Genomic DNA, 13,220 nt, shown 5'->3' on the forward strand with positions numbered 1-13,220 from the left:
GATCACGAATAGGGGGAACGGCGCAGTCACTCAGTGCGGTGCGTCGTGCGGAGGCGGCCGGAACAGCGGCGAAATCATCCAGACCAGGCCGATGCCGAACAGGAGGGTAAGACCGAATGCGCGCAGCGCCGGGGTGGCCGACAGGCCGAGCAGGCCGAACGACAACCACGTGCTGGCGGCGCCGACGCACACGGCCAGCCATGCGCTCGCGTCGCCACGGTGTTCGATCAGGAAGATGCCGTAGTCGATGCCCATGCCCAGCAGCAGCATCAGCGCAAGCACGTTGAACAGCTGCAACGGTTGGCCAAACAGCCCGAGCAGGCCAAGCGTGAGCGCGCCAGCCACCAGCGTCGGGGCGAACACGCGCCAGGCCTGGGCGCGGTAGCGCCAGTACAGCACGGCGAACACCAGCACGATGCCGACCAGCAGCAGCCCGCTCATCAGCTTGCGGTAGTGCTTGAGCAGCGTGGAGAAATCGGCGGTGCGATCCACCCAGCGCACGCCGTCGATGCCCTTGGCCTGCGCTTCCAGCAGAGTCAGCGCGTCGGCCCGCGACAGATCGTCAACCATCACCACCGATGCCAGCCCGCCGCCGACCTTGCCCAGCCACAGGTGGCGGAACGGCATCGCCGCCGGCGAGGCGAGGAACGCGGCAGCGTCCAGATCGGTGCTGGCGTAGTCCGGCCGGGCCAGCGGCTCGCCCACCGCTTCGCCCACCCGCGCCAGCACCTGCGGTTCGACCGTGGCGGTCAGCGCGGCATCGGCATGCTGGCGCTGCACCGACGGCAACCAGTCGCTGATCGCGCGGTAACCGCCGATCTGCCGGTCCGCCGCGAGCCCGCGCAGGCGGTCCACCAGGGCCTCTTCGCGCTGCAGCACCTGCTCGGCGCTGTCGCCCTGCACCAGGAAGAACTGTGCCGGGCTGGGCATGCCCAGCATCTGGCTGATGCGGATCTGCTGGGCAATCAGGTCCGGCGGCGAGGACTGCAGGCTGCGCAGGTCGTCGTTGCTGTCCAGCCGGGCGATGCCGACGGCCGACAGCAGCGCCACCACGCCGAGGAACAGCGCCACCGGCCGCCGCCCGTGCAGGCGCGGCCAGCGGTCGAGCGTGCTGCCCAGCCAGCGCGAGAAACCGGTCGGGCGGATCTCGCCGCCATCCAGCCACGGGAACCAGAAGATCACGGTCAGGAACGCCGCCGCCAACCCCACCACCGAGAACAGCGCCATCTGGCGCAGGCCGGGGAACGGTGCCAGGCCCAGCGCCAGGTAGGCCAGCGCACTGGTCAGCAGGGCCAGCCACAACCCGGGCAGCAGGTGCCGCAGCAGGCGCCAGCGGCGATCGGCCGGCTCGGCCTGGCGCGAGGCGAACCAGTGGATGCCGTAGTCCTCGGCAACACCCACCAGCGAGGCACCGAACACCAGCGTGAGCACGTGCACCTTGCCGAACACCAGCACGGTGACCGCCAGCGCCACGCCACAGCCGATCAGCAGCGACGCACCGACCAGCAGGATCGGACGCAGCGAACGGAAGGCCAGCCACACCAGCAGCAGCACGGCGGCCAGCGAGCCCCAGCCGATCGTGTTGATCTCGCGGTTGGCCTGCACGGCGGCGGCTTCGGCATGCAACGGCACGCCGGCGCGCAGCACCTCCAGGCCCGGCGCCTGCTTGCCCGCCGCCTCGGCCGCCTGGTCGAGCAGGACATCGATATGGCGCTCGCCATCAAGCTGGAACGCCGACCCCACTGTGTCGTACTGCACGATCGACCAGTGCTTGCCATCGGCCTCGAGCAGGCCGTCATCGCCCATCTGCAGTCCCGACCCCAGCGCGCGCTCCTGCCACCACTGCGGCCACAATGACAACGGGTCCTGGCGCCAGTCGGTCAGGCGCGGCGCGCCCATCGGACCGTACAGCGCGGCCAGCGCCGAGTCGGCCAGACCATCCACCGGTTCGGCCTGCAGGCGCTGGCGCTGCCCGGTGGTCAGCAGACGATCGCGGTAGGGTGCGTAGAACGCGCGCGCCTGCTCGAACCAGCCCTCGATCGAACCGCTCTCGCGCAGCAGGGCCTTGCCCTCCGCGCTGTCATCCAGGGTGCGGCGGAATGCTGCTTCGGCCGCCTTGGTCCGCGTCGCGTCGGTGCTGCCGAGCAGCACCACGATCTGGCGCGCGTTGGCATCGGCGATGCGCCGGGTGACATCGGACAGCAACCGGTCGTGCGCGTCCTGCGGCAGCAGCGCGAGGATGTCGGTATCAATCCGCGGCGCGCTCTTCCACAGCTGCCACTGCTGCACGCCCAGCCCGACCAGCACCAGCAGCCAGGCGATGGCCAGCCAGCGCCAGATGCGCTGCAGGCGGCCGCTGTTCATCGCGTCATTCAAACCGGCCACCCTCGTCCGCGCTCAACTGCGCCGGGGTTTCACGCATGCCGGTGAAATGGATGCGGGTGACGTCCTGGTTGGCCTCGGTGATCTCGACCTCGCGCACGTAGCGGTCGCCGCTCAGTTTCAATCCGGTGAAGACCTTGCCGAGCATCGCCGAGCGCGGGCTCAACTGCATGGTCCAGCCGTTGTCCGGCAGCGCCTGCACCTTGACCGTGAACTGCGCCGACAGGGCCTGCGCATCGCCGCTCATCAGGGCGAACATGATCGCGTTCACCGAACGCATCGCCGGCTGCTGGCGACCGTCCAGCTCGACCCGGCTGCTGCCATCGCGCTGGCGGCTGAGGATACGGTCGCGGGTGACCACCACCTCCGACGGGAACGGCTTGAGCGTGGTCCAGATCACCCCGTGGTCCTGGGCCAGCACGAACCGGCCCTGCGACCGCAGCGGGTTCTTGAACCCGGCCACCTGCTTCTCCTGGGTGAATTCACCGCGCAGCACGCCCACCTTGGCCACGCGCTGCTTGACCAGCTCCACGTCGGCCGGCGGCGCGGCCAGCGCCGGAACGGCCACGATCAACGACATCAGCACGACCAGCGCGCGCAGCAGGTGGTTCATGGCGCTTCCACTCCCAGACGGTCCCACAGCACGCGCGGGCACAGGTACAGCATTTCATTGGTGGCCGCGTCGACCGCCACCTGGATGGTATGGGCGCGGGTCAGCACCGTGCCGCTGTCCGCATCGAGGATCTCGTAGGCGATCTTCAGGCGGTTCTCCCACTCGGTGATGGTGGCGCGCACGCGCAGCGCCTGGCCGTACAGCAGCGGGCGGATGTACTTCACGCGCGCGTCGACCACCGGCCACAGGTAGCCGGAGTCGCGCATCTGCGGGTAGTCGTAGTCGTAGCGCTGCAGCAGCGCGCAGCGTGCGATCTCGAAGTACTTGAAGTAGTTGCCGTGCCACACCACGTGCATCGGATCGCAATCGTGGAAGGCCGGCGACAGCGCCACTTCCCAGCTCAGGTCGTTACTGGCCATACAGCTCCCAGCGCTGTGCGCGGATATCGTCGAGCAGGCCACGCAGTTCGCCATCCAGCGCGCGGTCTTCCTCCACCAGCGCGATGCGTGCGCACAGGTCCTGGTACATCGCGTCGAGCGCGCCGTGCAGGGTGGCATTCATGCCCACCCGCTGGCGCAGCGCCACGCCCTGGCGGGCCGTGATCAGCAGCGCGGCCACGACCTGTTCGGTCAGTTCGATCACGCGCAGGCAGTCGCGTGCGGCGATGGTGCCCATGCTGACCTTGTCCTGGTTGTGGCATTCGGTCGACCGCGAGAACACCGAGGCCGGCATGGTCTGCTTGAGCGCCTCGGCGGTCCACGCCGAGACACTGATCTGCAGCGCCTTCAGGCCGTGGTTGATGGCCGCGCGCTCGCCGGTGGCCGCCGACAGATTGGCCGGCAGGCCGTGGTTGAAGCGCGCGTCTACCACCAGCGCCATCTGCCGGTCCAGCAGATCGGCCAAGTTGGCGATGGTGTTCTTCAGCGCATCCATCGCAAAGGCGATATGGCCGCCATAGAAGTGGCCGCCATGCAAAATGCGCTCGCCGTCGGCATCGATCAGCGGGTTGTCGTTGGCGCTGTTGAGTTCGGTTTCGATCAGCTGGCGCAGGAACGGCAGCGCGTCCTGCACCACGCCGATCACGTGCGGCGCGCAGCGCAGCGAGTAACGGTCCTGCAGGCGCTGCTCGTTGCGCGGCGGGCGATCGCTGTGCAGGTCCTCGCGCAGGCGCGCGGCGATCTGCATCTGGCCCGGGTGCGGCTTGGCGGCGAACAGCATCTCGTCGAAATGGTGCGCGTTGCCGTCGCTGGCCAGCACGTTGAACGCGGTCAGCCGGGTGGCCAGCCGGGTCAGGTAATCGGCGCGATCAAAGGCCAGGCAGGCCAGTGCGGTCATCACCGCAGTGCCGTTCATGATCGCCAGGCCTTCCTTCGGCCGCAGCCGCAGCGGCGCCATGCCGATCTCGGCCAGGACCTCGGCCGCCGCGCGGCGCGTGCCCTGGTACATCACCTCGCGTTCGCCGCACAGCACGGCGGCCACGTACGACAGCGGGGTCAGGTCGCCACTGGCGCCGACCGAGCCTTCGGCCGGAATCAGCGGCAGCACGTCGTGGCGCAGCAGCGTGGCCAGGCCCTGCAGCAGCGGGTGGCTGACCCCGGACATGCCGCGCACCAGCGAGGCCAGGCGTGCGGCGATCACCGCGCGCGTTTCCTGCGCATCCAGGAACCGCCCCAGGCCGCAGCCGTGATAGGTGAACAGGTGGTGCGGCAGCTCGGCCACGAGCGCCGGGGGAATGTTCACCGTGCACGAATCGCCGTAGCCGGTGGTCACCCCGTAGATGACACCGTCCTCGCGCAGCAGGCGGTCGAGAAAATCGGCGCCACGCTGGATGCGCGCAGTGAAGTCCGGGTCGTCGGAGACGACTGCCGTGGCCCGGCGCTGCGACAGCGCGACCACGTCTTCGATGGTCAGCGGGGCATCGCCAAAGCGGAGGGGGGTTGCCTGATCGGGGTGGGCCTTACTTGCCATGCGATGCCTGATCCCAGAAGGGGAAGAAATTGAACCAGTCCAAGGGTGCCTGGGTGACCTGAACTTCGAGCCACCGGGCGAAATGCTGCGCCTGTTCGGTCAGTGCCGCGTCGCGCGAGCCGCGCGGCAGCACGATGCGGTCGCTGAAGTGTTCAAAGCGCACGCGGTAGCCGCGCCCCTCGTGCAGGCAGGCCATGCTGTACACCGGGCAGGCCAGCGCGGCGGCAAGCACATAGGCGCCGATCGGGAACTGTGCGATGTGGCCCAGGAAGGGTGCCGGTACGGTACGTCCGCCGCGCAGCGGGACACGATCGCCGACGATCGCGACAAAACCGCCGTCTGCCACGCGACGCTGCAGCTCTACGGCCGTGGCCGGGCCCATGTCGGTAACCTGCATCAGTTCCACCGATGCCAGCGGATCCAGCCGCTGCATCAGGCGGTTGAAGCGCTGCGCGTGCGCGGTGTGGACCAGCACGGTGATGCGGAAGCCGGGCACCTGTTCGGCCAGCACCTGGCACAACTCCAGGCAGCCGATGTGCGCGGTGAGGATCACCCCACCCTCGCGGCGCGCGATCTTCTCCAGCATCAGGTCGCGCTGCAGGTGGATGCGGTCGGGCGGATAGCGCCCACCGAGCCCCAGCAGCTTGTCGAGCAGGGTATCGGCGAACAGCGCGAAGTGTTTCAGGCTCTGCCACGCCCCCGGCGTGCGCCCGAGCACACCGGTATGGGCCTGCAGGCGCTGCAGGTACTGCAGCGATGCGCGCCGCGCCACGCCGTTGGCCAGCCAGTGGCACAGCACCACTGGATACACGCACAGGCGGAACGGCCAGCGCCCGAACCAGCGGTGCACCCAGCACAGGAACAGCACTCCGGCTGCGGAGGTGCTCTCGCCGAGATCGGCCCAGTGCGGCGTGGCGGTCGGTGCGGTCATGCGCGCGGGCCGGAGGCGCGGCGCCACAGCAGGCGCGGCGCGCGGCGCAGCATGCCGAAGAACAGCCGGGTATGCATGCAGCTGATGCGCACGTTGTCGCGCCAGACGTCGAAGTGCGAAACACCGTCGCTGGGATAGGTGACCCGCGTGGGCAGGTTGATCACCGCCACCCCGCGCCAGAACAGCCGCACCAGGATCTCGCTGTCGAAATCCATGCGGCGGCCGATGGTTTCCTCGGCGGCGAGCCGGGTCACCGGCGGCAGCGGGTACACCCGGAAACCGCACATCGAATCGCGCAGATGCAGCGACAGGGTATTGATCCATACCCAGATGTGGGTGGCGTAGCGGCCGTACAGGCGGGCCTTGGGCACGCTGGCATCGTAGGCCGGCGTGCCGCAGATCACCGTCTGCGGATGCTGCCGCGACAGCGCCAGGAAGCGGGGAATGTCGGCGGTGTCGTGCTGGCCATCGGCATCGATCTGCAGCACGTGGGTGTACCCCCGCCGCGCCGCCTCGGCGAAGCCGGCCAGCATCGCCCCACCCTTGCCCTGGTTGTCCGGCAGGCGCAGCAGCGCTACCGCCGGCGCATGCGCCTGCACCAGCGCATCGAGCACCTGCGCGCAGGGGGCGTGCGAACCATCGTCCACCAGCAGGCAGGGCGCGCCACTGGCACGCACGCCCTGCACCACCGCGCCGATCGCGCCGGCGTGGTCGTAGACGGGGATCACCACCAGCGGCACGAAGGCCGCCGCAGCGGTGCTGCCGGCAGCGTCATGCATCGCCGAAGACCACCCTGCCGCTGGCGTGCACGCCGTGGTCGGAGGTGTAGCGGAAACCCAGCGTCGCCTTGGCCGCATCCCAGGCCAGCGCGAGCTGCAGGCAGTCGCCCGGCCGCGCCACATGCTGGAACTTCAGTGCGTCCATGCGCAGGAAGCGCGGCGGCAGCGTGAATGCCATGCGCCCGTAGTGGATCGCCCAGTCCAGCTGGACCACGCCCGGCAGGATCTTCGCCTGCGGGAAGTGGCCGTCGAACACGACCAGATCCGCCTCCAGCGGCAGGCGCAGCGCGGCCGCGTCGGCGTCGCGCTGCACCCACTCCGCAGCCGGCATCAGCGGCCGGAACAGCGCGCCGAGCGCGGCCGCGGTCACCTTGCCCTGTGCGTTGAACGGCAGTTCTTCGACGAAGCGCCAGCGCCGTGGCCGGGTGACCGCATCGTGGCTGCCGGCCAGGGCCGTGCCCAGCTGCTGCGCCAGGCGGCGGCGCTCGCCGTCGGACCACTGCCCGGCACCGGCCTGCTGCGGCACCACAACGGCGGCGAGCTGATCGCGCGCGCCAGGCAGCACCAGCACGCGCACGTCCTGCACCATCGGGTGGTCGCGCAGCTGCTGTTCCAGCGCGTCCAGCGACACCCGCCGTTCCTCGATCTTGACGATGCGGTCGGCACGGCCGAGCAGGCGGAAACTGTGGCCTTCATCGGCCGCGACGCGGTCCTGGGTCTGCCACCAGCCGGCGGCGTCCAGGTGCGGCGAGGAAACGGCCAGGCAGCCGTCCTGGATCCGCCACGCCACCCCCGGCAGGGGATGCCATTGCGGCGATTCGGCGCTCCAGCGGCGCCAGGCGATGCCGCCGGTCTCGCTGCTGCCGAACACCTCGGTCGGCGCCACGCCGAGCAGCGCGCGCACCTGCAGCGCCGCCTCGGCGGGCAGCGGCCCGCCGGACGAGAACACCGCCCGCAGCCGCCCGTTCAGCGAGGACCAGTCCAGCTGTTCCGGCAGCCGCTTGAGGTGTGCCGGGGTTGCCACCAGCACCGAATCCTGCGCGGCCAGTGCGCTGACCAGGTCTTCATGGAAGAACCGGCGCGGCTGGATCGCGCGGCCCGCCGCCAGCGGCCACAGCACGCGGAACAGCAGCCCGTAGATGTGCTGGTGCGAGACCGTGCCGTGGATCTGCGCGCCGTCGAGCTGTTCGCCAAACGCAGCCTGCAGCGCGTCCACCTCGCGGGTGAGCTGGCGCATGCGCTTGGCGATGGCCGTGGGCGCGCCGGTGCTGCCGGAGGTGAACACCACCAGTTCCAGCGCGTCCTCGTCCAGCGCCTGCAGCGGCATCGCGGCGGTGCTGCCATCGGCCGGGCGCAGCGGGGCATAGCGCTCCGGCACGTCGCCGACGAACCCCGCCACGCGCGGGCTCAGGCCATCCAGCGTGGCGGGCAGGTTGTCGCCGCCCAGGAACACCCGCTTGCCGGCGTGCCAGGCACCGAACAGCGCGGCCGCGAAGGCCAGCGCATCATCGAAGTACAGGGCCCAGTCGCGGCCCGGCGCCTGCGCGAACGCCTGCTGCCAGCGCTGCACCTGGTCCACGAAGGCGGCATGGTCGAGCACGCCCCCTTCGACCACGCCCACGGCGCGGCCCGGCCGTGGCGCCACCGCCAGCCGATCCAGTGCGATCCACTCAGCCATGACCGTGCGCCGCCTTCACCCGCCGACGTACCAGCCATTCCCCGGCAAACAGGACACCCATCATCACGTACGCCAACAATCCGTTGTACAACGCCCAGACCTGGTCGGACGCCCACAGCGCCGTGGCCAGGGCCAGGCCCCCGTTGAGAATGAAAAACCCGCACCAGACACTGGTGACGTGGCGGGTATAGACCACGGCGAACGGCGGCAGTTCCGGCTCGCTCAGCCGCGCCAGCCGCTCCACCGCACTGGGCGGGAAGCGCAGGCTGGTGGCGAAGATCACCAGCATCACCGCGTTCACCAGCGCCGGGTAGAGCTTCAGCGGCAGCGACTGGTTGAAGGCCGTGGCCACCAGGGCCAGTACGCCGGTGCCCAATGCCGCCACCCACCACACCGGCTGCCGGGTGGTCAGGGCGCGCAGGGCGGCCAGCGCGAACAGCAGCAGCGACAACCAGCGTGGCTCGAAATGCCCCAGCGACAGGTAGACCACCAGCGGGTACGCCAGCGACAGCAACGCAAACGCCGCAACGCGTACCCGGACCATGTCTGCCGTCTGCCGCCGCCGTCAGGCGGCCGCTTGCCCGGGCAGCAGCCCGTGAACCACATCCACGATGTCCTGCACCGTCCGCACCGACTTGAATGCCTCCGGCTGCAGGTTGCGGCCGAGCAGCGGCTTGAGCTGCACGATCAGGTCGACCGCGTCGATGCTGTCGATGTCCAGGTCGTCGTACAGACGCGCCTCGGGCGTGATGCGCGACGGCTCGATCTCAAAGCTGTCCTTGAGGATCTTGACGATGCGATCGAAAAGTTCGTTCTTGGTCATGGGTAAATCCTGGCGCCGTTACAGCGACTGGCGTGCGGCGACGAACTCGCTCAGCGCACGCACACTGGAGAAATGGCGACGGGTCTCTTCCGAATCGGCCGACAGGCTGACACCGTACTTTTTCTGCAGGGCCAATCCAAGTTCAAGCGCGTCGATCGAATCCAGGCCCAGTCCCTCGACGAACAGGGGGGCCACCGGGTCGATGTCTTCGGGAGCGATGTCTTCCAATGAAAGCGATGAAATGATCAATTCCTTGATCTCGTGCTCAAGTGCCTGCACGGGTAGCGTCTCCGGCGAAGTCGAAATAGTGGGCAAGGTGGTCGGTCACGCGCCTGGCTGCCAAGGCATCCCCCCTGGGCGTGTCGCCGGTACCCATCAGAAAGGGCGCGATCGGGAGATCCTCCCCGACTTCCAGCTGAACGTGAAAGCGCCGTGACGGTACACGATACCATTTCTGACCCTTGGTCAGGGTAGGCGGAGAGCAGGTGATCCGGACCGGGGTGATGTCCAGACCACCCCGTACGGCGATGTTGGCCGCCCCGCGCTGCAGCCGCGGCGGCTGCCCGGGCACGCTGCGCGTGCCTTCCGGGAAGATCACCAGGTTGCCGCCGGCCTGCACCGCTGCGATGCAGTCGTCGATCAGGCCGGCGCCGTCGTCATTGGACACATAGCCGGCCGCGCGCACCGGGCCGCGCATGAACGGGTTGCGGGCCACGGCCTGCTTGACCACGCAGTCGGCGTTGGGCAGCTGGGCGATCAGCAGCACCACGTCGATCAGGGTCGGATGGTTGGCCAGGATCAGCAGCCCGTTGCGCTGCAGGCGCTCCGCGCCCCGGATCTCATAGGTCATCACCCCCAGCCGGCGCATCAGGCCGACGTGGCTGGCAAAGCTCAGCTGCACCAGCCGCCGGGCCAGGGTCCGCCGCCGGACCGGGTCGCGGACCAGGAACAGCAGCGGGAACAGCACCCCGCCGAGCACCAGCCCGCCGATGCCGAACACCGCAAAGCTCAGCCCCGTGCCCAGCACCCGCCAGGCATGGTCGAGCCGGCCGCCCCGGCGCTCAGTCACGGCGCCGCCACTGCCAGGCCTGCCCGTCAACCTGCAGGCCCAGGGTCGGCTGGCCGGACAACAGGAACCGCAGCGCCTCCAGACTGTGCGGCAGGGCGCCGGCCGGAACGTCGTCGGCCGCCGAACCGGCCCAGTCCAGCGACACCCGCGTGCCCGGGCGATCGGCCGCCTGCAGCCGCCAGCACCACGCGAAATACGGGTCCGGCTCGTCGCGGAAATCGGCATAGATGGCCGGCAACGGGGATTCGTACACGATCACCCGCACTTCCGGGGCACCATCGGCCAGCAGCCCGAAGGCCTCCATGCAGGCCGCCTCCACCGTGGCCCGCCCGGCCGCGAGGGCCAGGTAGTTGCCGCGATGCCCGCGGGCGATCGAATACAGCGCGGCGATCGCGTTGTGCACCGACAGACCGAACGCGGTCGGCGACAGGCCGGCATCGGCGGTCAGGGTATCGAGCAGTTCCATCGAGCGGGCCACGTCGCCGTGCCGCGAGGCGAACACCAGCGGCACCTGGCCGGCGTCCTCGGGCTGCTCGCACCAGCAGGCGGCCTGGATCGCCATGCGCCCCAGCCGCTCGATGCGCCGGCGCTGCATGGCCGGCACTTCGGCCAGCGCCGGCGTGTCATCGCCCGACGGCAGGGTCGGCGCCTGCGCCCATGCCTGCCAATCGGCCTTCGACGTCAGTCCCGGGGCCCAGGCCGACCAATCCACTACTGAAAACTCAATCATTCCCGCCAACTATCGATGGGCACAAAAAGGGTACGAGCCTTGGGGGCGACGCGTTCCGGCTCCCCCATTCCAGCCGTTCCGCGCCTGTCATCGACATCGTCAGGCACCGTGCGGCGGTGCCGGGAAAGGAGCGCACGCTATCATGACAGCCTTGGCACTGGCAGCTTTCACAATCTGAAATGAGCGACGCTCTCGACAACGCATCACCGCCGGCGCGCGCGTTCACTCCGCCCGGCCCCGCGTTGTTTGCCGCCCGCTATGCGCCGTCTACCGGGCGCGATGACGCCCTGGCCGATCCACATACGCTCGTCGTGTTCGGCTTCGGCACCACGCCCTCGCCCGCGCCGGTCGACGACCCGCGCTGGCTGCAGGTGCCGCTGGCCCCGCATGGCCCGGCGCGCATCGAGATCTGGCGCAGTGCCGGCCCGGTCCAGTGCGGCCGCACCGGGACGGTGCGCTGGTCGCACAACGGGACGGTGCAGTTCGGCGCGCTGGAGATCGACGAAGTGGACGGCGATATCGCCGCTGCCACCGAACAGGCCTACGCCCGGATGAGCGCCTTCCTGGCGCAGGGGGCCTTCCCGCACCTGCTGCGGACCTGGAACTACCTCGATGCGGTCACCGACGGCGACGGCGACCAGGAACGCTACCGCCGCTTCTGTGTGGGACGCGTCCGCGGTCTGCAGACGCTGGACGAAGCCGCCCTGCCCGCCGCCACCTGCATCGGCCGCGTCGACGGCGTGCGCCGGCTGCAGGTCTACTGGTTGTCGGCGTGCGAGCCCGGCCTGCCGCTGGAGAACCCCCGCCAGGTCAGCGCGTTCCGCTACCCCCGCCAGTACGGGCCGCAGTCGCCGAGCTTCGCCCGGGCCCTGCTGCCGCCGCCGGCGACCGGCCTGCCGCTGCTGCAGTCCGGCACGGCGGCGATCATCGGGCATGCCTCGCAGCACACCGGCTCGCTGATCGAACAGCTCGATGAAACCCTGACCAATCTGCAGAGCCTGATCGATACCGCACGCCAGCAGCGGCCTGCGCTGTCACCCGCGCTGGGCGCCGACTCGCTGCTGAAGGTCTATGTGCGCCGCGCCGACGACATGCCGGCGATCGCGGCGCGGATGGCGGCACTGCCGGCAGCCCCGCCGTTTCTGGTCCTGCATGCCGACGTGTGCCGCGCTGAACTGCTGGTCGAGATCGAAGGCCTGCACGGCTAGCCGCGACCGGCCGCCGGCCAGGGCTCAGTGGTACCCCGCATCGACGGTGACCTTGCCGCGGAACACCCGGTACGACCACGCGGTGTAGCCCAGGATCACCGGCAGCAGCACCACCAGCCCGACCAGACTGAAGCCCAGCGAAGACGCCGGCGCGGCCGCCTGCCACAAGGTCATGCTGGGCGGCAGCAGGTACGGCCACATGCCCAGCACCAACCCGATGAAGCCCAGCACGAACAGGCCCAGCGTCAGCAGGAACGGCGGCAGGTCGCGGCGCGGGTGCATCGCGCTGCGCCACAGCGCCACCGCCACGCCCAGCGTGAGCAACGGCACCGGCGACAGCCACCAGAAGTTGCCATCGCTGAACCAGCGCGCCATCAGGCGCGAATCCAGGAACGGCAGCCAGGCACTGACCAGCCCCATGAACACGATCACCGCCACCACCAGCGGCCGGGTCAGCGTGCGCGCGAACGCCTGCTCGCGGCCCTCGGTCTTGAGGATCAGCCAGGTGCTGCCCAGCAGCGCGTACCCGAACACCACCGCCGCCCCGGTCAGCATCGAGAACGGGCTGAACCAGCCGAATGCGCCGCCGACATAGCGCCCGTCCACCACCTGCAGGCCCTGCACCAGCGCGCCCAGGATCACTCCCTGCGCGAAGGCCGCCAGCAACGAGCCAAGCCCGAACGCCACGCTCCACAGGCGGCGCGAACGATGCGCCTTGAACCGGAACTCGAACGCCACCCCGCGGAACACCAGCGCCACCACCAGCAGCAGCACCGGCAGGTACAGCGCCGACAGCATCGCCGCGTAGGCCTTGGGGAAGGCGGCCATCAGCCCCGCCCCGCCGAGTACCAGCCAGGTCTCGTTGCCGTCCCAGATCGGCGCGGCGGTATTCATCATCACATCGAGCTGTTCCTCGTCCTCCGCCATCGGCGCGAGGATGCCGATGCCCAGCACGAAGCCGTCCAGCACCACGTACATCAGCACGCCAAAGCCGATCACAGCGAACCACGCCACCGGCAGCCACGTCGTCATGTCCATG

Annotated in this window: 14 protein-coding genes; 1 reads left to right on the forward strand and 13 read right to left on the reverse strand. The window is 69.7% G+C overall.

Annotated elements, in window-relative coordinates; all coding sequences use genetic code 11:
* Window positions 1-30: 30 nt before the first annotated feature.
* Genes ACLB90_RS08920 through ACLB90_RS08975 form a run of 12 tightly spaced genes read right to left on the reverse strand, consistent with a single transcriptional unit; the run spans window position 31 to window position 10,973 of the window.
* Window positions 31-2,364, reverse strand: coding sequence for an MMPL family transporter (locus tag ACLB90_RS08920; protein ID WP_411852577.1), 2,334 nt, complete (start codon window positions 2,362-2,364; stop codon window positions 31-33).
* A 4-nt stretch (window positions 2,365-2,368) separates the two neighbouring features.
* The gene (locus ACLB90_RS08925; protein ID WP_411852578.1) at window positions 2,369-2,995 is read right to left on the reverse strand and encodes an outer membrane lipoprotein carrier protein LolA; all 627 of its coding nucleotides are present in this window, start codon (window positions 2,993-2,995) and stop codon (window positions 2,369-2,371) included.
* Window positions 2,992-3,414: an acyl-CoA thioesterase gene (locus tag ACLB90_RS08930; RefSeq protein WP_411852579.1), complete on the reverse strand. Its 423-nt coding sequence runs from the start codon at window positions 3,412-3,414 to the stop codon at window positions 2,992-2,994. The genes ACLB90_RS08925 and ACLB90_RS08930 overlap by 4 nt, the downstream gene beginning before the upstream one ends.
* Window positions 3,404-4,963 carry an HAL/PAL/TAL family ammonia-lyase gene (gene hutH, locus ACLB90_RS08935; protein ID WP_411852580.1) on the reverse strand — a complete coding sequence of 520 codons (1,560 nt, stop codon included), beginning with the start codon at window positions 4,961-4,963 and terminating at the stop codon, window positions 3,404-3,406. The genes ACLB90_RS08930 and hutH overlap by 11 nt, the downstream gene beginning before the upstream one ends.
* Window positions 4,953-5,894: an acyltransferase gene (locus ACLB90_RS08940; RefSeq protein ID WP_411852581.1), complete on the reverse strand. Its 942-nt coding sequence runs from the start codon at window positions 5,892-5,894 to the stop codon at window positions 4,953-4,955. The genes hutH and ACLB90_RS08940 overlap by 11 nt, the downstream gene beginning before the upstream one ends.
* On the reverse strand, window positions 5,891-6,673 hold the full coding sequence (locus ACLB90_RS08945) for a glycosyltransferase family 2 protein (protein WP_411852582.1): 783 nt from the start codon (window positions 6,671-6,673) through the stop codon (window positions 5,891-5,893). The genes ACLB90_RS08940 and ACLB90_RS08945 overlap by 4 nt, the downstream gene beginning before the upstream one ends.
* Entirely contained in the window at window positions 6,666-8,351 is a 1,686-nt protein-coding gene (locus ACLB90_RS08950) for an AMP-binding protein (protein WP_411852583.1), read from the reverse strand. The genes ACLB90_RS08945 and ACLB90_RS08950 overlap by 8 nt, the downstream gene beginning before the upstream one ends.
* Window positions 8,344-8,895: a hypothetical protein gene (locus ACLB90_RS08955; RefSeq protein WP_411852584.1), complete on the reverse strand. Its 552-nt coding sequence runs from the start codon at window positions 8,893-8,895 to the stop codon at window positions 8,344-8,346. Before ACLB90_RS08955 ends, ACLB90_RS08950 begins: the two co-directional genes overlap by 8 nt.
* Window positions 8,896-8,916: 21 nt before the next feature.
* The gene (locus ACLB90_RS08960) at window positions 8,917-9,174 is read right to left on the reverse strand and encodes an acyl carrier protein (protein ID WP_411852585.1); all 258 of its coding nucleotides are present in this window, start codon (window positions 9,172-9,174) and stop codon (window positions 8,917-8,919) included.
* An 18-nt stretch (window positions 9,175-9,192) separates the two neighbouring features.
* Window positions 9,193-9,453 carry a phosphopantetheine-binding protein gene (locus ACLB90_RS08965; RefSeq protein ID WP_411852586.1) on the reverse strand — a complete coding sequence of 87 codons (261 nt, stop codon included), beginning with the start codon at window positions 9,451-9,453 and terminating at the stop codon, window positions 9,193-9,195.
* Complete coding sequence (locus tag ACLB90_RS08970; RefSeq protein WP_411852587.1) at window positions 9,440-10,243, reverse strand: lysophospholipid acyltransferase family protein; 804 nt, start codon at window positions 10,241-10,243, stop codon at window positions 9,440-9,442. The genes ACLB90_RS08965 and ACLB90_RS08970 overlap by 14 nt, the downstream gene beginning before the upstream one ends.
* Window positions 10,236-10,973: a beta-ketoacyl synthase chain length factor gene (locus ACLB90_RS08975; RefSeq protein WP_411852588.1), complete on the reverse strand. Its 738-nt coding sequence runs from the start codon at window positions 10,971-10,973 to the stop codon at window positions 10,236-10,238. Before ACLB90_RS08975 ends, ACLB90_RS08970 begins: the two co-directional genes overlap by 8 nt.
* 179 nt (window positions 10,974-11,152) lie before the next feature.
* Between ACLB90_RS08975 and ACLB90_RS08980 the strand changes: the two genes are divergently transcribed.
* Window positions 11,153-12,181 (forward strand): pteridine-dependent deoxygenase, encoded by a 1,029-nt coding sequence (locus tag ACLB90_RS08980; protein ID WP_411852589.1) that lies wholly within the window; start codon window positions 11,153-11,155, stop codon window positions 12,179-12,181.
* A gap of 24 nt (window positions 12,182-12,205) precedes the next feature.
* Here ACLB90_RS08980 and cydB read toward each other — a convergent pair whose 3' ends face one another.
* On the reverse strand, window positions 12,206-13,219 hold the full coding sequence (gene cydB / locus ACLB90_RS08985) for a cytochrome d ubiquinol oxidase subunit II (protein ID WP_411852590.1): 1,014 nt from the start codon (window positions 13,217-13,219) through the stop codon (window positions 12,206-12,208).
* Window position 13,220: the final 1 nt, after the last annotated feature.

Origin of the sequence: Stenotrophomonas sp. LGBM10, from assembly GCF_046736075.1 — a bacterium.
Taxonomy (GTDB): Bacteria; Pseudomonadota; Gammaproteobacteria; order Xanthomonadales; family Xanthomonadaceae; genus Stenotrophomonas.